Genomic DNA, 23444 nt, shown 5'->3' with positions numbered 1-23444 from the left:
GCTAACCTGATAGGTGATACATGGCAGGCGCAAAAGAGATTCGCAGTAAGATTGCGAGCATCAAAAGCACGCAAAAAATTACCAGCGCCATGGAGAAAGTGGCGGTCAGCAAGATGCGCAAGGCACAACTGCGCATGGCTGCTAGCCGTCCTTACGCGGAGCGTATCCGCCAGGTGATCGGTCATCTGGCCAACGCCAACCCGGAATACCGCCACCCGTTCATGATCGAGCGCCCTGTAAAGCGCGCCGGTTATATCGTGGTGAGCAGTGACCGTGGTCTGTGCGGTGGCTTGAACACCAACCTGTTCAAGGCCCTGGTCAAGGACATGAACGAGAACCGCGAACAGGGCGTTGAAATCGACCTGTGCGTGATCGGCAGCAAGGGTGCGACTTTCTTCCGCATCTTTGGCGGCAACGTAGTAGCCGCGATCAGCCACCTGGGCGAAGAGCCATCGATCAACGATCTGATCGGCTCCGTCAAAGTGATGCTGGACGCCTACCTGGACGGCCGTATCGATCGCCTCTCGGTGGTTTCGAACAAGTTCATCAACACCATGACCCAAAAACCGACGGTCGAGCAATTGGTACCGTTGGTGGCAACCCCGGATCAGGATCTCAAGCATCACTGGGACTACCTGTACGAACCCGACGCAAAAGAGCTGCTGGACGGCTTGATGGTGCGTTACGTGGAGTCGCAGGTGTACCAGGCGGTGGTCGAGAACAACGCTGCTGAACAAGCGGCCCGGATGATCGCCATGAAGAACGCCACAGACAACGCCGGTGATTTGATCAGCGAACTCCAGCTGATCTACAACAAGGCGCGTCAGGCTGCGATCACCCAGGAGATCTCGGAAATCGTCGGCGGCGCTGCCGCGGTTTAACGGTTCAAATATTCAGAGGATCCAGCTATGAGTAGCGGACGTATCGTTCAAATCATCGGCGCCGTCATCGACGTGGAATTCCCACGTGACGTCGTGCCGAGTGTTTACAACGCGCTGAAAGTACAAGGCGCGGAAACCACCCTCGAAGTTCAGCAGCAGCTGGGCGACGGCGTGGTTCGTACCATTGCGATGGGCTCCACCGAAGGCCTGAAACGCGGTCTGGATGTCGTCGACACCGGTGCTGCCATCTCTGTTCCAGTCGGTAAGGCCACCCTGGGCCGTATCATGGACGTTCTGGGCAACCCGATCGACGAAGCTGGCCCGATCGGCGAGGAAGAGCGCCGTGGTATCCACCAGAAGGCACCTTCGTTCGCTGACCAGGCAGGCGGCAACGACCTGCTGGAAACCGGCATCAAGGTAATCGACCTGGTCTGCCCGTTCGCCAAGGGTGGTAAGGTGGGTCTGTTCGGTGGTGCCGGTGTCGGCAAGACCGTTAACATGATGGAACTGATCCGTAACATCGCCATCGAGCACAGCGGTTACTCCGTGTTCGCCGGTGTGGGTGAGCGTACTCGTGAGGGTAACGACTTCTACCACGAGATGAAGGACTCCAACGTTCTCGACAAAGTAGCACTGGTCTACGGTCAGATGAACGAGCCACCAGGAAACCGTCTGCGCGTAGCGCTGACCGGTCTGACCATGGCTGAGAAGTTCCGTGACGAAGGTAACGACGTTCTGCTGTTCGTCGACAACATCTATCGTTACACCCTGGCCGGTACCGAAGTATCCGCACTGCTGGGCCGTATGCCTTCGGCAGTAGGTTACCAGCCAACCCTGGCCGAAGAGATGGGCGTTCTGCAAGAACGTATCACTTCGACCAAAGAAGGTTCGATCACCTCGATCCAGGCCGTATACGTACCTGCGGACGACCTGACCGACCCGTCGCCAGCCACCACCTTCGCCCACTTGGACGCCACCGTCGTTCTGTCCCGTGACATCGCCTCTCTGGGTATCTACCCAGCGGTCGACCCACTGGACTCGACTTCGCGCCAGCTGGACCCGAACGTGATCGGCAACGAGCACTACGAAACTGCCCGTCAGGTTCAGTATGTTCTGCAGCGCTACAAAGAGCTGAAGGACATCATCGCGATCCTGGGTATGGACGAACTGTCCGAAGCCGACAAGCAACTGGTTGCCCGCGCTCGTAAGATCCAGCGCTTCCTGTCGCAGCCGTTCTTCGTGGCCGAAGTCTTCACCGGTTCGCCAGGCAAGTACGTTTCCCTGAAAGACACCATCGCTGGCTTCAGCGGCATCCTCAAAGGTGACTACGACCACCTGCCAGAACAAGCGTTCTACATGGTCGGCAGCATCGACGAAGCGATCGAGAAAGCCAAGAAACTGTAATCCCGGCGCCCCGAAAGGGGCGCTAATCAGGTTGAGGCAAGCAGATGGCTATGACAGTCCATTGCGATATCGTCAGCGCGGAAGGAGAAATCTTCTCCGGTCTGGTCGAGATGGTGGTTGCGCACGGCAACCTGGGCGATCTGGGTATCGCTCCAGGCCACGCGCCGCTGATCACCAATCTGAAACCAGGTCCGATCACGCTGACCAAGCAGGGTGGCGATCGCGAGGTGTTCTACATCTCCGGTGGTTTCCTGGAAGTGCAGCCGAACATGGTCAAGGTACTCGCCGATACCGTGCAACGTGCCGCCGACCTGGACGAAGCCTCCGCTCAGGATGCCGTCAAGGCTGCTGAGAAGGCCCTGCATGAGAAAGGCGCGGATTTCGACTACAGTGCCGCATCCGCACGTCTGGCCGAGGCCGCAGCTCAGCTGCGTACCGTCCAGCAGATCCGCAAGAAGTTCGGCGGCTGATACCGCAGGCTTCATGCAGATTGAGAAAAAGGGTAGCCATCGGCTACCCTTTTTCTTTTTGTCCTTCATATACCGGTCATGTCACTGACCGCCCAGGATTGGTAGCCAGTCAATGTCTCTCGATATCGTTATTCTCGCCGCAGGCCAAGGCACCCGCATGCGTTCGGCGCTGCCCAAGGTTCTGCATCCGGTTGCTGGCAACTCCATGCTGGGCCATGTTATCCACAGCGCCCGACAGCTCAAGCCCACGGGCATTCACGTGGTTATTGGCCATGGCGCGGAGTTGGTGCGTGAGCGTCTGGCCGCCGACGACCTGAACTTCGTGATGCAGGACAAACAGCTGGGTACCGGCCACGCTGTTGCCCAGGCTCTGCCAGCGATCACTGCTGACACCGTACTGGTGCTTTATGGCGATGTGCCGTTGATCGAGGTCGAAACCCTGCAGCGCCTGCTGGCCAAGGTCAGCGCCAACCAGCTGGGCCTGCTGACCGTCGATCTGGAGGACCCGACTGGTTATGGCCGCATCGTTCGTGATGCCCAAGGCCAGGTGATGGCCATCGTGGAGCACAAGGATGCCAGCGATGCGCAGAAAACGATCAAGGAAGGTAACACCGGCATCCTGGCCATGCCGGCGGCACGCCTGGCCGACTGGATGAGCCGTTTGTCCAACAACAACGCTCAAGGCGAGTACTACCTCACCGATGTGATCGCGATGGCCGTGGCTGATGGCTTGGTGGTGGCCACCGAGCAGCCTCATGACCCGATGGAAGTGCAAGGCGCCAACGACCGGCGTCAGCTGTCGGAGCTCGAGCGTCATTATCAGTTGCGCGAAGGCCGTCGTTTGATGGCCCAGGGCGTGACCCTGCGTGACCCGTCGCGCTTCGATGTGCGAGGCGAGGTGACCGTCGGTCGCGATGTGCTGATCGACATCAACGTGATCCTCGAAGGCAAGGTGGTCATCGAAGACGACGTGCAGATCGGCCCCAACTGCGTGATCAAGGACAGCACCCTGCGCAAGGGCGCGATCATCAAGGCCAACAGTCATATCGAGGGGGCCGTGATGGGTGAGGGCAGCGATGCCGGTCCCTTCGCTCGCCTGCGTCCGGGCAGTGTGCTGGACGCCAAGGCCCATGTGGGTAACTTTGTCGAGCTCAAGAACGCCCACCTGGGTGAAGGCGCCAAGGCCGGTCACCTGACTTATTTGGGCGATGCGCAGATCGGAGCGCGTACCAATATCGGCGCAGGCACCATCACCTGCAACTACGATGGCGCCAACAAGTTCAAGACGGTAATGGGCGAGGATGTGTTCATCGGTTCCAACAACTCTCTGGTAGCCCCGGTGGAAATTCAGTCCGGCGCAACCACCGCAGCCGGCTCGACCATTACCCAGACGGTCGAAACCAAGCAGTTGGCCGTGGCCCGTGCCCGCCAGCGCAATATCGATGGCTGGAAGCGTCCTGAAAAAATCAAGAAGAGTTGATTTATCCACAGTCAGTTATGCACAGGCCGGCTTATGTGAATAAGCCGGCTTTTTTTTTCTATCTGTGGAAAACCAATCGCAACCTACAAGGCGCTCCCGACTGAGTGGCGTAACTGAGGCGACAAAATGCGGCAGGCAGTGCTTGACGAATGATTGTCCTTAGGTTTTGATTGCAACCATTATCTTTCGAATCGAAACTTAAGACGCCAATGTCGAAACGAAACACCCCTCAGCGTCGCCACAACATTCTGGCTTTGCTCAACGAACAGGGCGAAGTGAGCGTGGACGCGTTGGCCAAGCGTTTCGAAACCTCCGAAGTCACCATTCGCAAGGACTTAGCAGCGCTGGAATCCAATGGCCTTCTGCTGCGCCGCTATGGCGGTGCCATCCCTGTGCCACAGGAAATGCTCGTCGAGACCGTACAGCCTGTATCGAGCTACAAGCAGGCGATTGCCAAGGCGGCTGTAGGACGGATTCGTGAACACGCGCGCATCATCATCGACAGCGGCAGCACGACCGCCGCCATGATCCCGCAGTTGGGGCGCCAGCCCGGCCTGGTGGTGATGACCAACTCCCTGAACGTGGCCCGCGCCATCAGCGAACTGGAGCACGAACCGGTGTTGCTGATGACCGGCGGTACCTGGGATCCCCATTCCGAATCCTTCCAAGGCCAGGTCGCCGAACAGGTCCTGCGTTCCTACGATTTTGACCAGCTGTTCATCGGTGCCGATGGCATCGACCTCGCCCGTGGCACGACGACCTTCAATGAACTGCTGGGCCTGAGCCGGGTCATGGCGGAGGTCGCCCGGGAAGTGATCGTGATGGTCGAGTCGGACAAGGTCGGGCGCAAGATCCCCAACCTCGAGCTGCCCTGGGGCAGCGTCAACACCCTTATTACAGATGATCGCCTGCCGCTGGAGGCACGCGAACAGATTCAAGCCCGCGGCATCAATCTGATCTGCGCCGCGATCAGCCAGGAGCAATAACCATGTGTGGAATCGTCGGTGCCGTAGCCGAGCGTAATATCACTGCCATCCTCATCGAAGGCCTCAAGCGCCTGGAGTACCGCGGGTACGACAGCGCCGGCCTGGCGGTTCTGACTGCCCAAGGCGTTCTCGAGCGCCGCCGTCGCATCGGCAAGGTCAGTGAGCTGGAAGCCGCTGTTGCCGCCGACCCCTTGGCAGGCCAGCTGGGCATCGCCCACACCCGTTGGGCTACCCACGGTGCGCCGACCGAACACAACGCCCACCCGCACTTCTCCGGCGATGATGTGGCGGTCGTTCACAATGGCATCATCGAGAACCATGAAGCCCTGCGTGAAGAACTTAAGGGCCTGGGCTATGTCTTCGCCTCGGAAACCGATACAGAAGTCATCGTGCACCTGATTCACCACATCCTGAAATCCGTCCCCGACATTACCGACGCCCTCAAGGCCGCCGTCCAACGCCTGCACGGTGCCTACGGCCTGGCGCTGATCAGCAAGCATCAGCCAGATCGCTTGGTCGCCGCCCGCAGTGGCAGCCCGCTGGTCATTGGCCTGGGCCTGGGTGAAAACTTCCTGGCCTCCGACCAACTGGCGCTGCGCCAGGTCACTGACCGCTTCATGTACCTGGAAGAAGGCGACATCGCCGAGATCCGCCGCGACCAGGTGAGCATCTGGGACCAGGCCGGCCACAAGGTCCAGCGTGAGACCGTGCAGTACCACGAAGGGGCCGAAGCCGCGGACAAAGGCGCCTACCGCCACTTCATGCTCAAGGAGATCCACGAGCAGCCGAGCGTCGTCCAGCGCACGCTGGAAGGTCGCCTGGGCAAGGACCACGTCATGGTCCAGGCCTTCGGCCCGCAAGCCGCCGAGCTGTTCGCCAAGGTGCGCAATGTCCAGATCGTCGCCTGCGGTACCAGCTACCACGCCGGCATGGTCGCCCGTTACTGGCTCGAAGAGCTGGCCGGCATCCCGTGCCAGGTCGAAGTCGCAAGCGAGTTCCGCTACCGCAAGGTAGTGGTGCAGCCGGACACCTTGTTCGTCTCCATCTCCCAGTCCGGTGAAACCGCCGATACCTTGGCCGCCCTGCGTAACGCCAAGGAGCTGGGCTTCCTCGGCAGCCTGGCGATCTGCAACGTGGGCATCAGCTCGCTGGTGCGCGAGTCGGACCTGACCCTGCTGACCCTGGCCGGCCCGGAAATCGGCGTGGCGTCCACCAAGGCCTTCACTACCCAGCTGGTGTCGTTGATGCTGCTGACCCTGGCCCTGGGCCAAGTGCGCGGCACCTTGCCGGCAGGCGTCGAGGCCGAGCTGGTGGAAGAACTGCGCCGCCTGCCCACGCGCCTGGGTGAAGCACTGGCGATGGACAGCATCGTCGAAAAGACCGCCGAGCTGTTCGCCGACAAGCACCACACCCTGTTCCTGGGCCGTGGCGCCCAGTACCCCGTGGCCATGGAAGGAGCGCTCAAGCTCAAGGAGATCTCTTACATCCACGCTGAGTCCTACCCAGCCGGTGAGCTCAAGCACGGCCCATTGGCTCTGGTAGACAACGACATGCCGGTGGTGACCGTCGCACCGAACAACGAGCTGCTGGAAAAGCTCAAGTCCAACCTGCAGGAAGTCCGCGCCCGCGGCGGACAGTTGGTCGTATTCGCCGACGAGAATGCCGGCATGAGCAACGGCGAAGGCACCCACGTGATCAAAGTGCCCCACGTCATCGATGCGCTGGCGCCGATCGTCTACACCATCCCGCTGCAGTTGCTGTCGTACTACGTGGCGGTGCTCAAAGGCACTGACGTCGACCAGCCGCGTAACCTGGCCAAGTCGGTGACGGTGGAGTAAGACTTTCCATGTGTTTCTCAGCGTTGTTTTTAAAGAATAAAGGTTGTCACAAAAAAATAAAGGTTGTCACAAGTTAAGAAAGGTTGTCACAAGGCTCTGTCACGGCCCGTTTGTCGGGGCAGAGCCTTGTCCATGGATATAGGATCACAATCCCTTCTGCACCACAGTGACTGCTGTCCTGGCTGAGCCCGCTCTTGAATTTCTCCGCGCCACGACCTGTGTCGTTCCGATCCGATCGAGCGGGTCACTCAACGATGAGCGACTCGTGAAATGACATCTGTACCCACTGAACCGGTGAATCCAGCTAGCTCGAAGCTAATGACTCAGCGGAAAATTGATAGAAGAATACAATCGGGTCGCGGATCTGGCGTTAGAGAGTCCTATGAGCCTTGGATCAAGATTTGGGATATCCAGTCGAGCGGGGTGTCGCATCTTGTACCGGGTGTGAAATTTCATCGCAGTCATCATTTGCTATCCAACGCTGAGCGCGACTATCACCTGATCCTTGAGCATGATCCTTCCATCATCGACATTCGTGAGCAGTTCCCGCTCCTAACGCAAGCTGAGACTCAAGCGATCGCGTCAAGCCTGAATTACCGTCATCCTGTGTATCCAGGTACTCAAGTCCCAGTGGTTATGACCACTGACTTCCTCATAACTTTCATAGATTCGAAGGGCGAAGCAACCTTGGCCGCGCGCTCTGTGAAATACCGTAAGGAGTTCGAGGATGCCAGCCTCAAGGAGCAGAATCGGATGGCGGAAAAGCTTGAGATCGAAGCTAAATATTGGGCTATGAGAAAGGTAGAATGGAAACTGGTTCTCCATGAAAATCTCTCGCAAGTTAAAATAGCAAATCTTGTCATACTTAGAACTTACGCGGTCATCCATCCTTCGTTGCCGACGGAGAATAATATAAATAATCTGCTCGAATTTATAGCGGGATGTAAGACTAGTGAATTGCCACTAAAGGCACTGCTGCAAAAAGCCTCGAGGGTAATTTTTATAGAATATATTGGTGTTAAACGCCTCTTCCACCATCTTCTTTGGACGGGCAGACTGGGGGCGAGTCTAAGCGCTAAGGTAATAAGCTTATCTGAACCTTTGCATGTTTGGATTGCTGAGCCATCCTTTTCCAGCACATCAGAAATCGAGGTGCCTCGTCATGCTTAGTCTGGGAGTTAACTGCATCGTTTCTCCGGGTGAGGGATCTGAGCTGCTGAAGAAACCGGTCAGAGTTTTAGCTATAAAGGATGAGTTTGTCTTAGTCATTGAACTCGGTACAAGTCCGACGAAGCCATGGCGGGTTGGAAGCTCACTATTGATCGAAGAGATCAATAACGGAGCGGCGGTGATCAACCCTGAAATGGTACCTATGCACTTGCTTCGAAGTGACGACGAGATCAGTGAGAATGAAAAAGACAGCCGAGATAGGAACTGGGAGCTGGTACGTGGTTTGGTGGAGAATCATGGCCCCCTCGATATCTTGACGTCTAACTTTGGTTCCCTTGTTGCTAATCACGCAATGGTTGCGGATTCCACGCCATCCGGCCACCCAGTCCACTCTCATCTGGCCAGGCATTCCACGGCCATCTGGCCACCTGTTCCACGGCCATCCGGCCGGGCAGTCGGAGCGCAGCGACGCAGGGGTTGCATTGTTAGTCTGAGGCGCTCGGTGTCGTCAATTTCTTCGTCTGTTTGCGCATCGATTCCCCCTTCAGATTGATCCGATAAGCGTTGTGCACCAGGCGGTCGAGGATGGCATCGGCCAGGGTCGGATCGCCGATCAGTTCGTGCCAGTTGTCCACCGGCATCTGGCTGGTGACCAGGGTCGAGCGCTGGCCGTAGCGATCATCCAGTAGCTCCAGCATGTCGCGACGCTGTTCGGCGGTGAACGGGGCCAGACCCCAGTCATCGAGGATCAGCAGGTCGGTCTTGGCGTAGCTGCTCATCAGCTTGGCGAAGCGCCCGTCGCCGTGAGCCAGGCCCAACTCCTCCAGTAGGCGCGGCAAGCGCAGGTAACGCACGCTGTAGCCCTCTCGGCAGGCCTGGTGGGCCAGGGCGCAGGCCAGCCAGGTTTTGCCCACGCCGGTGGGGCCGCCGATAATCAGGTTGAGGCCGTCGCGTAGCCACTGGCCGCCGCTCAGTTGCAGGATCAGCGCCTTATCCAGCCCGCGCGGGCTGCGGTAGTCGATGTCTTCGAGGCAGGCGTTGTGCTTGAGCCGGGCCTGGCGCAGGCGGCTGCTCAGGCGCTTGTCGTCGCGTTCAGTCAGCTCGCGGTCGACCAGCAGGCCGAGGCGTTCCTCGAAGCTCAGGCTGTCGATGTCCGGGGTTTTCAGTTGTTCGTTCAGCGCCTTGAGCATGCCGTGCAGGCGCAGGGTTTGCAGCTTGTCCAGGGTCGGATGGGGCAGCATGGTGAGTTTCCTTGGGTTCAGTGGTAGTAGCCGGGGCCGCGCAGGTTGGCGTGGTCGTCCGGCAGCAGGGGCAGGTTGGCTTGAGCCAACGGCAGGCTTTCCAAACCCTGGCGCAGGATCGATTCGAGGCTCTTGTAGCTGCACGCACCGAGGCTGAGGGCGCGACGGCAGGCCAGCTCCAGACGCACTTCGCCATGGGTCTTGCCCAGGCGCAGGATGCCCAGGCAGGCCCGGTAGCCGTGAGTCGGGTGGATGCGCCGTTCGAGGATGTGGCCGATCACGCCGGCGGTGTTCGGTCCGGTCTGCTCGGCCCAGCGGATCAGCCGTTGCGGCGTCCACTCGGCGTGCTCGCGATGGCTCTTGGGCATGTGCTCGGCCTGTGTGCTGTGCCGGCCCTTGTGCGCTGAGCGCAGGTGGCTGGCCACCCGCTGATTGGCGTGGAAGCACTCCACCGTGCGCGCTGTCAGGCGTACTTCCAGTTGTTTCTTCACCAGTTGGTACGGCACCGAGTAGTAGTGCCCATCGACCTCGACGTGGTAGTCGATGTGCACCCGCGCCTTCTTCCACTCGGCATGGACGTAGGGCTGCTCCGGCAGTGGGCGCAGCGCTGGACGATCCAGGGCTTCGAAGGCCGAGTGCCGGGAGCCCGGCAGCTTGCGAAACGGTCGTCGGTTGAGCCGCTCCAGCAACCCGGCGATAGCGCTGTTGAGTTCATCCAGGGAGAAGAACTGGCGGTTCCTCAGCGCGGCGAGGATCCAGCGCTCGACCACCTGCACGCCGACTTCGGCCTTGGCCTTGTCGCGCGGTTTGCGTGCCCGCGCCGGCACCACCGCCACGCCATAGTGCTCGGCCAGATCGCGGTAGCTGGGGTTGATGTCCGGCTCGTAGCGATGGCTCTTACTCACCGCGCTTCGCAGGTTGTCCGGCACCACGATCTCCGGCACGCCGCCGAGGAAGGCGAAGCAGCGGGCATGGGAGCCCAGCCAGTCAGGTAACTGCTGCGACCAGGTGGCTTCGGCGAAGGTGTAGCTGGATGCGCCGAGCACCGCGACGAACACCTGCGCCTGGCGGATCTCGCCGCTGTGGCGGTCGATCACCGGCACCGTCTGCCCGGCGTAGTCGACGAACAACTTCTCGCCGACGCGATGCTCCTGACGCATCACCACGTCCAGCCTGCCCTGCCAGGCCCGGTAGTGCTCGCAGAACCAGCTGTACTGAAAGCCTTTCGGCTGGCTGAGGCGATACTCCTGCCAGAGCAGCGCCAAGGTCACGCCGGGGCGACGCAGCTCGGCGTGCACCCAAGACCAATCAGGCAGTGGCCGCTGCTCACTGGGCACCGCCGGCGATGGCGGGAACAGCTGCTGCTCCAACTCCGCATCGGACAACGAACAGGGCCAACTGAGGCCGCTGGCGGCAAAGCGACAGAGGTAATCGCCGACGGTGACACGACCGACCTGCACACTGACTGCAATCTGGCGAGCCGATAGCCCGACCTCGAACTTGAGACGAAGTACTTCGCGAATCTTACGCATGGATAAACGCTCCACGACGACCTCTCTGCTTCGAAAAAGAGGTCGATGGTAGTGAAGAAATCCTGCGTTACTGCCTGCCCGGTTGAGTGGCCGGATGGCCGTGGAATCAGTGGTCGGATACGCGTGGAATGGGTGGCCGGATCACCATGGAATCGGTGGTCAGATGCTCATGGAATGGGTGGCCAGATGACCGTGGAATCCGCAATGGTAGTGGGAGTTGACCGGAAGCAAATTTATCGACTTCTCTATCGGTATTGGAGCATGGGGCAGACACGAAACGCATTTTTGTGGAATACCAGCACGTGTGGAGGCCGTGGAAAGAAAAAAAGTCGGGCCTCAGGCATTGTTCCTGGCCGACCGCTTAAATATCGTGGCGTAGTTGTGGATGACGGTGGCGCAATTCTGCTCGAGTCACGGCACATCTCGCATATTCGCTTGGCCTATGGGCGCTTTGCCAGTGGCAGGTGTGGCAAGCTAAAGAAAGCCTATGATTGGATGCTCAATAAGTTTTATCGGTCGATCAAGTCCGACGGTTCAAAAGGTAACCTGGTTCGAGGTAGCTACCCGTCCATCAATCAACTGGAGTACCATGGAAAACTTTTCTTTGATGAACTCTATAGGTTGAAGAAGAGCGGCGGCGCAATCCGCTATAATAAAGACCATCGTGCGCTAGTTGGATCTGCCTCTCAAGGGTTAGTCGGTGCAAGTCATCGGTACGAAATCGATTCGACGATTGCTGATGTTTATTTGGTACATCGAGTCAATCGGTTATGGTTGATCGGCAGGCCAGTGCTGTATGTGTTGGTTGATACGTTCACCAGAATGATCGTAGGTATTCATGTCGGGCTTGAAGGGCCCAGTTGGAATGGTGCTCGACATGCCATTTATAATGCTTGCACGCCGAAGAAGGAGTTTTGCAAGCGTTATAATATTGAGATCGATGAGGTTGACTGGCCATGTTCTCATCTACCGGTTGAAATCGTCGCAGATCGCGCTGAACTTCTCAGTGAAGCTGGGGAGACGATGACAAAGACTCTTGGTACAGCCTTGAAGATTTTGCCACCGTTTCGGCCTGACTGGAAAAGTATCATTGAAAGCCGTTTCCGACTGCTCAACGAAAAGCTGGATTTGAAATTTGTCCCTGGCGGCGTAGATGCTCGGAAAATGGAGCGTGGTGATCGTGACTACCAGCTCGACGCAATTTTCGATATCGATGAGTTTACTGAGATGGTAATCCTCGGTGTTTTGGCTCACAACAAGAGCCTTCGAGTTCCTCATCTTCTGAACCGTGAGATGATCGCGGCAGAAGTGGAGCCCACGCCTATGGCCATGTGGAAGTGGTCTATGGCAAACAATCTCCTGAATTCGAAATTCGTATCACCAGCGGAGCTGAAGATTGCATTGTTACCCTCGCAGGTGTGTCGAATTGGTCGAGGAGGTATAAATTTCCAAGGTGTGCAGTACACCTGTGAAACCGCCATTCGTTCGGAATGGTTGGAGCGCTCTCACAACTTTAAAACGAGGTACGTTAGGGTTTTCTACGATCCAAACTCTATTGAGAACTGCTGGATGAAATCTGAGGCGGGTTTCGAGCCGTTGACCATTGTACCGCAGCAGCGGGTTAAGTACGGTGGGCTTCGTATGGAGGAGGTCCTCGATATTATCAAGATTTTGAATCAGGTTGCCCCAGATGCCCGGTACGAGGATGCCAATACTGGAGCGCTTCTTCAAGGCCGCCAGGAGGAGATTCTTCATCGAGCGCAAGCCAAACGCCAGGGGCAGGGAGATCCGAAATCTGACGCTGAGTTCAAGCGGGACAAGCGTTCGAAACGTGCCGTTGAAACCCAGACTGAGCGCGACTTGCATACCGCTGACCTAAATCAGCTTCGCCTTGTGGATAACTCGCCAGCCGCGGAGGAGACTTATACACCTGTAACCGTGAAACCTGTCTCGGGTCGGAGCGCCGCCTTCCTGAAATTGGTGATCAACGCGGGTAACGAGGCTAGTCATGAGTGATTCCAGTTTTGCGCCAGCAGATTACAACCCGACTGGCATGCCTCAATACGACGGTAACCCACTGATTGAGTGTCTCCCGAAGATTCTTTCGGATGTTGATGTAGTCAGGCGCATTGGGAGCGCCCCGCCCCGGCCTGACAACGTGGAGCGGGCCTTGGACCCGAAATTACGTGGTCATGGCATCAACAGGCTGAAGGATGTCGTTGTACCTTTTGAAATCCACCTCAGGCTTGAGGACCTGTTCAGTCAATTGATTCGGTACGGATACACCGGGCGCAATCCATTGCATGCGTCATCCGTTAGGCATCGCTTGCCCTCTTCTGCGGAGATCAAGGGGCACGGGTTTATGTCCACCGCTGAAACGTTGACACTGATCGGGTTGAGCGGCATGGGTAAAACGACTGCGCTGAACTCCATTGCCAAGCTTTATCCACAGGTGATCAGTCACAGTAAGTATAAAGAGCAGATCTTCATTGAGACGCAGGTGGTCTGGCTCAAGATCGATTGTCCGCACGATGGCTCGTTGCGAGGTTTTTGTACCGCATTCTTCTCTTCATTGGATGAAGCATTAGGCATAAAAAAGTACTCAGGCAGAGCTGCTACTGGCCGCAGCATCAGCGTGATGCTTCAAAATATCAGTCAGTTGTGCAAAACCTATTTCATCGGAGCTCTCATAATTGATGAGATGCAGCACCTCTGCTCATCCCGAGGCGGGCAAGACCGCGAAAAGCTTCTCAACTTTTTTGTGCAGCTGTCGAATGACGCCGGCATCCCGCTGATCTACGTTGGCACAAATGCCATGCTTCCGCTGTTTTCTGGTGTTTTGCGAAATGCTCGGCGTGCGGCAGGAATGGGGCCTATCACTTTTGACAGGTTTACCGAAGATGATCCGTTTTGGGCGCATCTGGTTTCACTGCTCTGGGCATACGACTGGACCAAAACCCCCACTCCGTTGACGGGTGAGATCCTTTCCAAAATATATGACCTCACTCAAGGAAACACGGATTTCCTGGCCAAACTTCTAATGCTGGCTCAGCGGCACGCAATCTGGGAGGGCATCGACTCGATTACACCGGCGGTTCTGCAGCAGGTGTACGACAGTCAGATGAGGCTCCTTCATAAGGCCATCGAGGCTCTACGAAGCGGGGATCCGCTGCAAATTGCTGACTTCGAAGACATGATGCCCACGAAGGACCAGGTCGCCAAGATGATGAATTACGATTTGGCGCGGCGTGCAGACAGGGCGAATCTCTCTTTAATTACCCAGGCCGCGATAGTGACACCTGTCGAGCACAGTGAAAGGGCAGCCGCAAAGCCTATTAGTAAACCGGTGGTTCCGGTTGCCAACGAGTCAGCACCAACTGCCCATTTCTCCGAAGGCGATGATGTGCAGACCCAGCTCGAGCAGAGAGGCTGGGTAGATAAGGACTCTGCTTGGTGACATGAACCGCGGGAGATCAGGTCAATGGATCGCTTGCATTGGTTTCCTCAGCCGTTCCCTGATGAGTCTCTCTACAGCCTGGCGGTCCGTTATCATAGGCTGTCGTCGAACGACAGCTATCGCCGGACAAGCCAGGAGTTGTTCGGCGCGTATTCCAGAACCTGTGGCTCTATCCTGCCGTGCTGCTTGGGTGCTCTGTCGCAACGGTTAGCATCAGCTTATTCGGTAGAGCATTTGATCGATCGCTTTACCCTTTTGCCTCTGTACGAACCTTTTTTGAATGACACGAAGAGCAAAGCCGCGCGTATCGCCATGACTGGTACCGACGGCACGGGCCTGAAAATGAGCCTGGGTCTCACAGCCTCAGGCTTCCTCAAGCACGCGTCGTTCAGGTACTGCGAGAGGTGTGTTGAAGAAGATATTCAAAACTGCGGCTCGGCCTACTGGCATCGTATTCACCAAGCAATGGGTACTTGCATCTGCCCGCTCCATGGAGAGGTGCTCTGCGGGACGATGTTTCCGGATGGAACTGACTGGCGTTGCATGCTGTTTCCGGCGGAGGCAGCGGGGTCGCCAGTGATGCGGGCTCCTGACTCTTCAGCTGCTGTGATAGGTGAAATGCAGTTTTGGGGACTTGAGCACCCAGCGGATGTACAAAATCTGCTGACCGGAAACTTCCTTCAGCATCGTCTGGATGAGATGGGGTTTCTTAAGGCTGGTCGGGTGAGGGAACAGGTATTAAGGAGCTTCCTGACGCCGCGTCTTCTCTGTAGCCCTCGCGCTAATGAGTTCCAGGAGCTCAGTTGCTCTTGGGACTGGGTGTTGGGCGTCGTGCGTCCACGCGGGGCGGTCGTACAGCCATTAAAATTCTACTTTCTTTGCTGGCTCCTTGAGGCAGACCTTGAGCACCTCAAATCCTTTCACCCGCGAGCTGATGCTCGCAGCGGTGAAGCGGCTAGGGGCAACGATACTAGGCCCCTCATAGAGGACGGCGAAATTGAGGCACGCCGCGAAGCTTTCTCGAGCAGCAAGAACGCGAAATGCCATGATAAGCCGGGCTATCAGTGGCTTTACCGCCATGATAAGGAGTGGTTAGCGCAGTATGTGTCTGCCCATCCTTTCATAAGGGTAAGGAGGGGGTTGGTCGATTGGCATGCGAGAGACGCAGCGCTTGCTCAAGATCTGCTAATCGCCAGGGACCAGATTCTGTCTACGCAGGGCAAACCGAAAAAGGTGACCCGCGCCGCGTTAAGCAGGAAGGTCGCTCGTAGCCATGATTTTTTGAGGGTACCTGATAAGTTCCCAATAAGTACTTTGTTGATGAAAGATATTCTCGAATCTGATCATGACCATCAAGTTCGTAAAATCAGATGGGCGGTGAGACATTATCTTCTATCTGAGCGAAGTGCTATAAGTGTTGTGTACCGGCTTGCTGGGATTCGGCTGTCTCATGTAACTGATGAGGAGGTACTAGGTATTCTATCTACTGTATGATATTTGCGTTTGATGAAGTCAGACCGAATAAGTTCATTAACTTCGTTTTGCAACTGAGTGCACGCGGCACTGTTTGTTAGCAAGTCTAGGTATCTGGCAGCGGTGCGACAGCCTAGGAAGGCTTGAATTACGAAGTTGTAATCAGTCGCCCCCTTTGAATAGGGATTTATAGTTTTTGTGCCGAGCTCACGCACTATAATTTCAGACACGTATCCATAATTGCCGTATATTTCATCGAAATAATTTTTGTATAAGCTTTTGGTCACTATCCATTCAGCGTTGTGCGTTTTAGCTGGAGGGCCTTTGTAGTTCAGAAGTTCTGCGATAAATATTGAATACAGATGGTTCGGTGATTTCCATTGACGTGTCGGGTTTTTGTATTTTTGACTGCATATTCCTAGTTGGGTTATTTTATGCTTATTAATGGGGGTTGAACATGCGGGGCAGATAGTTATGAGGTCAGAACCATGGATGCTACAAACCTTAACATAAGACTGTACATGGCTTCGATGTACGTACGCTGTGCCGTGATTCTCAAAGTCCTCGAATGCGCATTCGGGGCAAATTTTTTTCCAATAAGCGGGGGTTACTATTGTTTGGTTTGTAGGTCGGCCTAGCGCTGCGGTGAGAGGGTACAGGGTGTGGTTGTGCAAAACCTCTTCCGTGATTTTTCGTTCAGTAAATAAGGAGGGAAATTTAAAAATTGCGTACCCCCTAATTTCCGCTTTTCCCCCAATTCCTTTGCGTCCGTAACCTGTTCTTGGTATCGGTCTTATCCGGAAATCCTCATGTGGCAGGGTTCGGATACCGAGCATCTCGTTTCCCCGCTGCAGTGCCGACGCCACATATTCTCCAGGTAATGGTGTGAAAATCTTCATTGCTATAGCATCCTCATTTTTGGAGAGAACCACTGCATGCCGAATCCCCCTCGCAATCACCATTTCGTTCCACAACACTTTCTCAAGGCTTGGCAATACGCTCCTGGGAGAGTCTTCCGCTACCGCCGACTGCCTTCGAATGGTGCGCTGGAAATCAAGCCGGTTGCTATAAAACATACTGCTTCGATTGAGGACTTGTACCGTATCGACTTTCCCGATGGGGGATTTGAGGTCGAATCCAGCCATATTACCCCGATGATTGATGAAGCGGGCCATAAGATCATCGAAAAGGCACGTAGCAGTAGAGTTCAGGGTTGGAACCATCTGGACCGCCGACAACTGGCGAACACCCTGACGTTTCTGGAGGCTCGCCATCCCGACATTCTAAAAGCCATGGATATCCGCTCGGAACTCGATCTTATTAGGCAAAATATGAAGGATGAGCAGATCTCATCACATACTTCGATCAATGAAGTGGTTGACTATTTTAAATCAAGCAAGTCCCTCGGTGCGATGTCGTTAGTCCTATTCGCCCAGAACGAGATTTCGCCGTTTATTGACGAGGCATTTTCAGATGGACTCTTGAAGGCAACCATGCGGGAGTACAATTGGGAACAACCGGGCTTGCTCGCATCTGATTACCCCGCATCTCGCTGGGGAGACTATTTGAGGGACCTGTTGTTCATCATCGCCATCTCGCCAGGTAAAGCTTTAGTATTCTCCAATAACCCCAACGTTGTCGTCTATGATCATCTCAAGCCGCACGTACGTGCTCGGCTGATCAATCTGTATTCCTTGGCGAAGGCGCGCACGGCTTATTACTTCGACGAGACTCAGGGCGAGTTTGTCAGCGCTCATCTCGGCTGGGCTCTAAACCGCTCCACTCTTTCAAAGCAGCGCGACTACGTCAAAGATTTTTTACTCGCCGAGAATGCTTGGGACCTCTAGCATTTTTCCAGATGGCAAATTGCCTTCAATTGACCAGTGAGCCTCATTGAGGCTGACCATGAGGAGCCGGTTCCAGCAAATCTATAGCAGGCCGGTAGCGATACTCTTGCGGCGAAAAGCGTCCCTGGGGGCCAAAAAACAGCCTGGCTGTGAACTTTTCCAAGTAGGTCACCGCTTCCTCTGATGCGTGCTGTACGAAATAGGCCCGCTGCGCTGCGGGCAGTGTGGCGCGGTGAATCAGACAGGCCTTCACCATTTCTGCCAGCACAGAACCGCGAACGTCGTAACGCGCATCTACGGTGTGCAGGACAGTGCAATAACAGGACTGGTATGCCGATTGATGATCGACCTGCCATTGGGTATCCCGATTCATCCCTGGCTCCCCGCCTGCCAGGAGGCTAGGAACTGCAGCACTCGTTCAACTTGAACCTGACTGACCAGTTGCTCCGCGGTCTGCTGTTCGAAGGTCGGTAACGGCTCGAGTCGAAACCAAGTGATCGCCCGTTCGACGGCGACTCCGCTCTCGTCTAGGGCCAAGATCACCCGCAAGACATCCGCGATAAAGCGTTGCGTCGCTTCGGCGTCGGATGCGCTGGTAGCATCTGGTTTGCTGTGACGATAGGCAGCGATCTGACCGGCAAACTCGGTAGGGCTGAGGCCAAAGATCTCGGCATAGCGCTCGACCGAATAAGGCGCCCCGCTCGTAGGACACAGGTAGTCGATCAGTTCGGCGGCCGACAGTACCGCTGTCTGGAGTGTCCCCTGGTTCATGGCGCATTCCTCCTGCCACGTTTCGCTCACAGCATGCCCCCAAACCTGCGAGAAGCAAAGCTCCCGTTCGCTAGCCCAGGCCATTTATGACCTCATTTTCCAAGGAGTCCCCAAAGCTATTTTCCGGAGCTGGTCGGAACCAAGCTCATCCCAATGCTGACGGAAAGATGGTTGAGATAGCCATAGATGTTGATCTTCAGCAGTGCAGCAGGGTACGCAGGGCGTCCAGTTTCGGTGAGAACCACACCACTGAAGCCCAACGGGTGAGATCAAGCTCATCGTCGAGCACATCGATTACTCGAACCTAGTTAGTATCTGCGACATAATCATCCAGGCTCTCAGGCCGCAACGTGCATTAATCTCGATGCTTGCCTTGGAGGAATGGCCTCATGGACTACTCCGCTATGACTGCCGACGGCAGAATAACATTAGCACTGGTCAAGGTTTTACACAGCCTGGGCCGGTAGAAGACGCTGGCGAGAGGCAGCTAGCAGCATGCGGCACTAGTTTTCTACGCTTGGTTTTCCGATCAACCGAGAGTGCTTTGGTTGGACCATTGGCGTCTAAAAGGCTAATAATCGCTCTGCAATTTAAGCAACAGCCTTTTCGGCCAAAAAGCCAAAACCAGGCCGTGAGTGGGTCCGGGCAACTGACAGGATCTGCCTGTATTTCGCTGTCCACAGGGCCCTTTTGTGGAGTGTTTAGCAAACCGATACTATCGTCGCATTACTTTCACGCCTAGGACCCTTTTATGCATATGAGCTTCGGAGCTGGCGACCTTAACGAATACCTTGCTGACCTGTCGGGTTATAAAGTTGGTTTGGCTTTAACCCTGGAAGAACTCTACGACCATCTCAGTGGTGAAGAAGGATACGCAGATCTCGCGCGAGAATCTGAGCAGGGCGGAACCACCCCGACGGGTTGAGCCAGCTGGAGCTCCTGAGTCTAGTCCAAACAGGATTCTTTTTCAGCGACGTGAAGTGCATGGTCGAGTCATCGAGCCTGTTCAAGGCTCGTAACCTCGTCGGGCGAATCACAGGAAGATCGACCAGAAGCATTCACCGTCTGAGCCATCCCGCTCAGGCCCATCGTCTGGATGCCCAGCAGAGCGCGGTGGCGTTCCAGTATGCGAAAGGACTGGAGCTTGCATCGAAGGTATTTGGCTCTCAGATGCTCGCGGAGCAGTGGCTTTGTCGGCCGTGCGGCCGTTTGTTGGGGTTTGTACCCTTCGAGATGCTCGACACGTCGCTCGGGTTCAGCGTCGTAGCGGACTATCTTGAGCGTATACGCTTGGGTGTCTACCAGTAGCTTGCCTGAGGGCGAGGTTGGTATGCGGCGAGGAGGCAACGCTACCTCTTTTTACATGCGGGACTTACAACCTTGTAATTCCCGTATCACTCAATTGACAGCGATCAACCCCTAATCTTCAGTCACGTTTATTGGAGTGATTGAAATGAAAGTCATCAAAAGTATCACCGCTATCCTGGCCCTAGTGGCTTCGTCAGCCGTACTCGCCGAAGGAGGATCCGACCGTCTGCATGGAAAGATGATTCAGGCCAATGAGCAAGCTATGCGAGCTTATGCCGCTGCCAAGGGAAAGAACCCACCGGAGGTGATCCACTATCGCTACGGGATGCGGCTCGACGTGGCGAAGGTGATCAGCATGACGTCGACCAAGGCGAGCTGTGACGTGATGCCGGCACAGATGAATTACGAGGATTCCAACGGAGACGTGAAAATCCTTGAATACCGGACCGCTGGAGTCGGTTGCCGGGGCCAGAACTGAGCACTGAGCGAGTGGACAGGACTTACTCTGATAAAACGCCGGGTTGAAGCGTCAATTCCGGCAATAGATCGCCTGGTTACCGGCTTTCATGACTGGTGGAGTACGATGAGGACTGGTAGCTCAGGCAGGAGAGTCCAATGACTCAATCAGCGCGCACCACGGTAAAGTGCCTAGATCCCGGCGACGGCTCCGGCGATGTGATTGTGGAATTACCCGATGACATTTTGCGCGAGCTCGGGGTCACGACGGGCGACAGACTCTCCATCGAGCTCATCAACGGCGATATCGTACTCAAGCCAGTCCGCGAGCGCCGTGAATCTGACTAGCTACCCTTTGTAGCCCCTCTCTGTCGTCCTGTTGAGCTGATGAAGCTTTCTAGCGGGGGAATAAGGGACGGCAGTCAGCCTACCGCCGTCCTCCTGGTAGGTGCGTTATTTGGCTGGATAGTTGGCGACTACTTGGTCCTCGCCGCTTTTGATTAAACCAATGACTTGGTAGGCATGGCTTACGCCATCAACCTCCATGCCTGGGGACCCAGCTGGCATTCCTGGTACGGCGATCCCGACTAGATCGTTCCGCCCCCTGAGTTCTCGAATCTGCTCAGCTGGCACGTGACCTTCAACAAACTTTCCGTCGATCACAGCTGTGTGGCAGGACGCTAACCGTGGCGATACGCCCAGCTTCTGTTTCACTGCGCTCATGTCCGTCTCAACATGGTCGGTCACTTTGAAACCATTGGCTTCCAGGTGCGCGATCCACTTCTTGCAGCAACCGCAGTTCGCGTCTCGGTGAACGTCGATGGACAATGGCTCGGCAGCATAGGCCGCCGAGGTCACCAGAAGCCCAGCGATAGCGGCTAGCCGAACGAATATCCGGTTAGTTGGCATGAGTGTGCTCCTTACCGTCTTTGTGAACATGCGTCTTTGGCGACGATGTCGGGTGGGCATCCGAATGGGCCTCGGCCGCATTGTGGTCACCGTGATGATCTGCCGCTTGAGCGGAGCCTGCGGGTGCAGCTCCATGGTCGTGAGCTGCCTGGGCATGATCGTCGTCTGCCGCTTCATCGTGATCACCATGCTCGGCACGACCGCTCCCGCCGTGCTGGCCCTCATGGTTGTGCATATCGCTTTCACCGCCGCCGTGCTGGTGGCCGCCGCTCGTGGCCACCAAGGCCTTGTACTGCTCGGCATTCATCTGGGGCAGTTGATCCAGGAACGCGACGATTCCCCAGATGTACTCATCGCCCATGCTCTTGCCCCAGGCGGGCATGCCCGTGGCTTTGATACCGTGCTTGATTGTCCAGAATGCGGCGGCTGGATCGCCTCCGACACCCACCTTGGTGAGGTCGGGTGGCGACGGGTATAGCGCTTGGCTTAGCTCAGTCTTCCCAACGCCAGGGGCAAGGTGACAGCCTATACACATGGCGTTGTAGTTGCCCGCCCCCGCTTTGATCAACGCGGCTTCCTTCAGATCAGGGACTTCGATGTCTCGCGCTCGAACCTCAATAGACCGATCACGAGCCATGGCGAGAAAGGAATGGACTGCCGGGAAGTGAGGATCATCAGCGCCGACATTCACCAGACCGAAATAGGCTGTGCCCAATACCGCAGCACTTCCGACAGCACCGGCCCCAAGCAGCGTTGTAATTGTTTTTTTCATGTTGGAATTCTCAGAACCACATCCGGATACCGGCAACGAAGCGTGCCTCATCAACATCTCCACCCTCGTCTCGGATGAAGTCAGCGGTGTTGCCGTAGGAGCGGCTCCAGGTAACGCCTATGTATGGAGCAAACTGGCGGACAATTTCATACCGTAGGCGCAGCCCGACTTCGGTATTGGCAAGGCCCGAGCCAACGCCGCGCTCAGGATCGTTCTTGCCATAGAAATTGACCTCGGCCGTGGGCTGCAAAATCAAGCGATTGGTCAGCAGGATGTCGTATTCGCCCTCAAGACGCGCAGCAGTCTGACCGTTCTCGCCTATAAACGCCGTGGCTTCGGCCTCGAAGTCATACAGAGCCATGCCCTGAATACCAAAGGCTGCCCAGGTCTGTGGGGATTCCGGTTTGAAATCCTGGCGGACCCCGGCGACCACATCCCACCAAGGGCTGACCGAGCGCCCGTACAGGAGTTGCAGCTCAGCATCTTCGGTTACCCCATTGGTGCGCTCGCCTTCCGAACGAACCCAGAGGCGATTAATGTCGCCGCCTATCCAGCCTGATGCGTCCCAGGCCAGGGTGCTGCCCTCATCGGCGTCCTGGTATTCGAGCTGGTCCAACAGGAAGAAGCTGTTGATTCCGCTGTCGTGCACTTGGTGGCCACCCAGGGGCGGAAAGGCCGACTCGCGATCCGCATCAGTGAGCACTGGAATCGGCGTGCGGCTCGTCGTGGTCGGAGAAGTCGCTGAGCTATGGTTCATCTGGGAATGGTCCATGCCCTTCATAGAGCCGTGATCCATGCCCTGCATGTTTCCATGGTTCATTTTGCTGTGGTCCATCTTGTTGTGGTCCACCGGGCTGGATTTACTCTTGCTTTGAGCATGCCCCATCTGGCTGTGATCAACAGGGGCAGGCTTTTTCTGCTGTTTGCCCATCCCCATCTTGCTGTGATCCATCGCCGGCATCGATTCGGATGGAGCAGCATCCATTTGCATGGAGCCGTGCCCCATTTTCGAATGATCCATGCCCGAGTGATCCATTTCTTCAGCAGCGAAGCTGGGCGTTACGCCCAGCATGCTGATCGAAACGGTCAGAGCCAGCAGCGAAGGCCGCCCGAGGCTATTGGCCATCTTTCCCTGCCTTAGCTTTGTCGCTGCCATGCGATTTCATCATTTTGTCGTGGTCCATGCCTTCCATCGAGCCATGGTCCATTCCCTTCATCGAGCCGTGGTCCATACCTTCCATGGAACCATGGTCCATGCCTTCATGGTTCATCCCCTGGCCCTGCTTGTCCTGCGAGCCTTTGGCTTTGCCGGCCTCTGTGGTTTTCTGGGAATGCTGATCATGATTGTCGCTGGACCACGACGACGGGGCATAAACAGCCAGAATGCCTACCATCGCAGCAGAAAGGAAAAAGGCGCTTCGTTTCATTGGTTTGCTCATCTCAAATCTC

At 56.3% G+C, this 23444-nt stretch carries 23 protein-coding genes and 1 pseudogene; 15 read left to right on the top strand and 9 right to left on the bottom strand.

The features are described from left to right. Positions 1–20 precede the first annotated feature (20 nt). From atpG to J5X93_RS26030, 7 genes are all read left to right on the top strand, one after another. A complete protein-coding gene (gene atpG, locus J5X93_RS26060) occupies positions 21–881 on the top strand; it encodes a F0F1 ATP synthase subunit gamma (protein ID WP_023383133.1) in 861 nt (286 codons plus the stop codon). A 27-nt stretch (positions 882–908) separates the two neighbouring features. Beyond that, the gene (gene atpD, locus J5X93_RS26055) at positions 909–2285 is read left to right on the top strand and encodes a F0F1 ATP synthase subunit beta (RefSeq protein ID WP_023383132.1); all 1377 of its coding nucleotides are present in this window, start codon (positions 909–911) and stop codon (positions 2283–2285) included. Positions 2286–2329: 44 nt separating this feature from the next. Next, the gene (locus tag J5X93_RS26050; protein WP_043214185.1) at positions 2330–2755 is read left to right on the top strand and encodes a F0F1 ATP synthase subunit epsilon; all 426 of its coding nucleotides are present in this window, start codon (positions 2330–2332) and stop codon (positions 2753–2755) included. Between the two features lie 112 nt (positions 2756–2867). Continuing rightward, complete coding sequence (glmU, locus tag J5X93_RS26045) at positions 2868–4235, top strand: bifunctional UDP-N-acetylglucosamine diphosphorylase/glucosamine-1-phosphate N-acetyltransferase GlmU (RefSeq protein WP_043214183.1); 1368 nt, start codon at positions 2868–2870, stop codon at positions 4233–4235. Positions 4236–4444: 209 nt separating this feature from the next. Continuing rightward, on the top strand, positions 4445–5221 hold the full coding sequence (locus J5X93_RS26040) for a DeoR/GlpR family DNA-binding transcription regulator (RefSeq protein ID WP_043214182.1): 777 nt from the start codon (positions 4445–4447) through the stop codon (positions 5219–5221). A 2-nt stretch (positions 5222–5223) separates the two neighbouring features. After that, positions 5224–7059 carry a glutamine--fructose-6-phosphate transaminase (isomerizing) gene (gene glmS / locus J5X93_RS26035; RefSeq protein ID WP_043214180.1) on the top strand — a complete coding sequence of 612 codons (1836 nt, stop codon included), beginning with the start codon at positions 5224–5226 and terminating at the stop codon, positions 7057–7059. A 270-nt stretch (positions 7060–7329) separates the two neighbouring features. Then, positions 7330–8229 carry a TnsA endonuclease N-terminal domain-containing protein gene (locus J5X93_RS26030; protein WP_012316941.1) on the top strand — a complete coding sequence of 300 codons (900 nt, stop codon included), beginning with the start codon at positions 7330–7332 and terminating at the stop codon, positions 8227–8229. Positions 8230–8714: 485 nt separating this feature from the next. Here J5X93_RS26030 and istB read toward each other — a convergent pair whose 3' ends face one another. Both istB and istA read right to left on the bottom strand, forming a co-directional pair. Continuing rightward, complete coding sequence (istB, locus tag J5X93_RS26025) at positions 8715–9470, bottom strand: IS21-like element helper ATPase IstB (RefSeq protein ID WP_250034212.1); 756 nt, start codon at positions 9468–9470, stop codon at positions 8715–8717. Between the two features lie 17 nt (positions 9471–9487). After that, positions 9488–11002: an IS21 family transposase gene (istA, locus tag J5X93_RS26020; protein WP_218816148.1), complete on the bottom strand. Its 1515-nt coding sequence runs from the start codon at positions 11000–11002 to the stop codon at positions 9488–9490. A 186-nt stretch (positions 11003–11188) separates the two neighbouring features. Here istA and J5X93_RS26015 point away from each other — a divergent pair, with 186 nt between their 5' ends. From J5X93_RS26015 to J5X93_RS26000, 4 genes are all read left to right on the top strand, one after another. Continuing rightward, the gene (locus J5X93_RS26015) at positions 11189–13018 is read left to right on the top strand and encodes a TnsB C-terminal domain-containing protein (protein WP_250034243.1); all 1830 of its coding nucleotides are present in this window, start codon (positions 11189–11191) and stop codon (positions 13016–13018) included. Then, the gene (locus J5X93_RS26010) at positions 13011–14459 is read left to right on the top strand and encodes an ATP-binding protein (RefSeq protein ID WP_016489904.1); all 1449 of its coding nucleotides are present in this window, start codon (positions 13011–13013) and stop codon (positions 14457–14459) included. The genes J5X93_RS26015 and J5X93_RS26010 overlap by 8 nt, the downstream gene beginning before the upstream one ends. Positions 14460–14483: 24 nt before the next feature. Then, entirely contained in the window at positions 14484–15953 is a 1470-nt protein-coding gene (locus J5X93_RS26005) for a TnsD family Tn7-like transposition protein (RefSeq protein WP_012316938.1), read from the top strand. Between the two features lie 914 nt (positions 15954–16867). Further along, on the top strand, positions 16868–17779 hold the full coding sequence (locus tag J5X93_RS26000) for a DUF4238 domain-containing protein (protein WP_016489903.1): 912 nt from the start codon (positions 16868–16870) through the stop codon (positions 17777–17779). A 43-nt stretch (positions 17780–17822) separates the two neighbouring features. Here the strand turns inward: J5X93_RS26000 and J5X93_RS25995 are convergent, their stop codons facing one another. From J5X93_RS25995 to J5X93_RS25985, 3 genes and pseudogenes are all read right to left on the bottom strand, one after another. Beyond that, a complete protein-coding gene (locus J5X93_RS25995) occupies positions 17823–18152 on the bottom strand; it encodes a hypothetical protein (protein WP_016489902.1) in 330 nt (109 codons plus the stop codon). Then, positions 18149–18550, bottom strand: a complete 402-nt coding sequence (locus J5X93_RS25990) for a hypothetical protein (RefSeq protein WP_024717850.1) — start codon at positions 18548–18550, stop codon at positions 18149–18151. The genes J5X93_RS25995 and J5X93_RS25990 overlap by 4 nt, the downstream gene beginning before the upstream one ends. A gap of 155 nt (positions 18551–18705) precedes the next feature. Continuing rightward, positions 18706–18899 (bottom strand): annotated as a pseudogene (locus J5X93_RS25985) (transposase); the annotation flags it as partial. A gap of 402 nt (positions 18900–19301) precedes the next feature. Here J5X93_RS25985 and J5X93_RS25980 point away from each other — a divergent pair. From J5X93_RS25980 to J5X93_RS25965, 4 genes are all read left to right on the top strand, one after another. Continuing rightward, positions 19302–19475 carry a hypothetical protein gene (locus J5X93_RS25980; protein ID WP_016489901.1) on the top strand — a complete coding sequence of 58 codons (174 nt, stop codon included), beginning with the start codon at positions 19302–19304 and terminating at the stop codon, positions 19473–19475. 59 nt (positions 19476–19534) lie between these two features. After that, a complete protein-coding gene (locus tag J5X93_RS25975) occupies positions 19535–19858 on the top strand; it encodes an antitoxin Xre/MbcA/ParS toxin-binding domain-containing protein (RefSeq protein ID WP_012316933.1) in 324 nt (107 codons plus the stop codon). A 145-nt stretch (positions 19859–20003) separates the two neighbouring features. After that, positions 20004–20336 (top strand): DUF2790 domain-containing protein, encoded by a 333-nt coding sequence (locus tag J5X93_RS25970; protein ID WP_012316932.1) that lies wholly within the window; start codon positions 20004–20006, stop codon positions 20334–20336. A gap of 137 nt (positions 20337–20473) precedes the next feature. Further along, positions 20474–20662, top strand: a complete 189-nt coding sequence (locus J5X93_RS25965) for an AbrB/MazE/SpoVT family DNA-binding domain-containing protein (protein WP_016489899.1) — start codon at positions 20474–20476, stop codon at positions 20660–20662. A gap of 105 nt (positions 20663–20767) precedes the next feature. On the opposite strand, the gene J5X93_RS25960 is transcribed toward J5X93_RS25965, so the two are convergent. From J5X93_RS25960 to J5X93_RS25945, 4 genes are read right to left on the bottom strand one after another with little or no spacing between them, the layout of a single operon-like run. Further along, positions 20768–21223, bottom strand: a complete 456-nt coding sequence (locus tag J5X93_RS25960) for a DUF411 domain-containing protein (protein ID WP_012316931.1) — start codon at positions 21221–21223, stop codon at positions 20768–20770. Next, positions 21213–21995, bottom strand: coding sequence for a c-type cytochrome (locus J5X93_RS25955; RefSeq protein WP_012316930.1), 783 nt, complete (start codon positions 21993–21995; stop codon positions 21213–21215). The genes J5X93_RS25960 and J5X93_RS25955 overlap by 11 nt, the downstream gene beginning before the upstream one ends. A 10-nt stretch (positions 21996–22005) precedes the next feature. Then, complete coding sequence (locus J5X93_RS25950; protein WP_012316929.1) at positions 22006–23121, bottom strand: copper resistance protein B; 1116 nt, start codon at positions 23119–23121, stop codon at positions 22006–22008. Next, a complete protein-coding gene (locus J5X93_RS25945; protein ID WP_012316928.1) occupies positions 23111–23434 on the bottom strand; it encodes a hypothetical protein in 324 nt (107 codons plus the stop codon). Before J5X93_RS25945 ends, J5X93_RS25950 begins: the two co-directional genes overlap by 11 nt. Positions 23435–23444 lie beyond the last annotated feature (10 nt).

Origin of the sequence: Pseudomonas sp. BYT-1 (assembly GCF_023611805.1) — a bacterium.
In the GTDB taxonomy this organism is placed as follows: Bacteria; Pseudomonadota; Gammaproteobacteria; order Pseudomonadales; family Pseudomonadaceae; genus Aquipseudomonas; species Aquipseudomonas guariconensis.
Note: the sequence above shows the minus strand (reverse complement) of the source record. Positions and strands in the feature narration are given on the sequence as shown.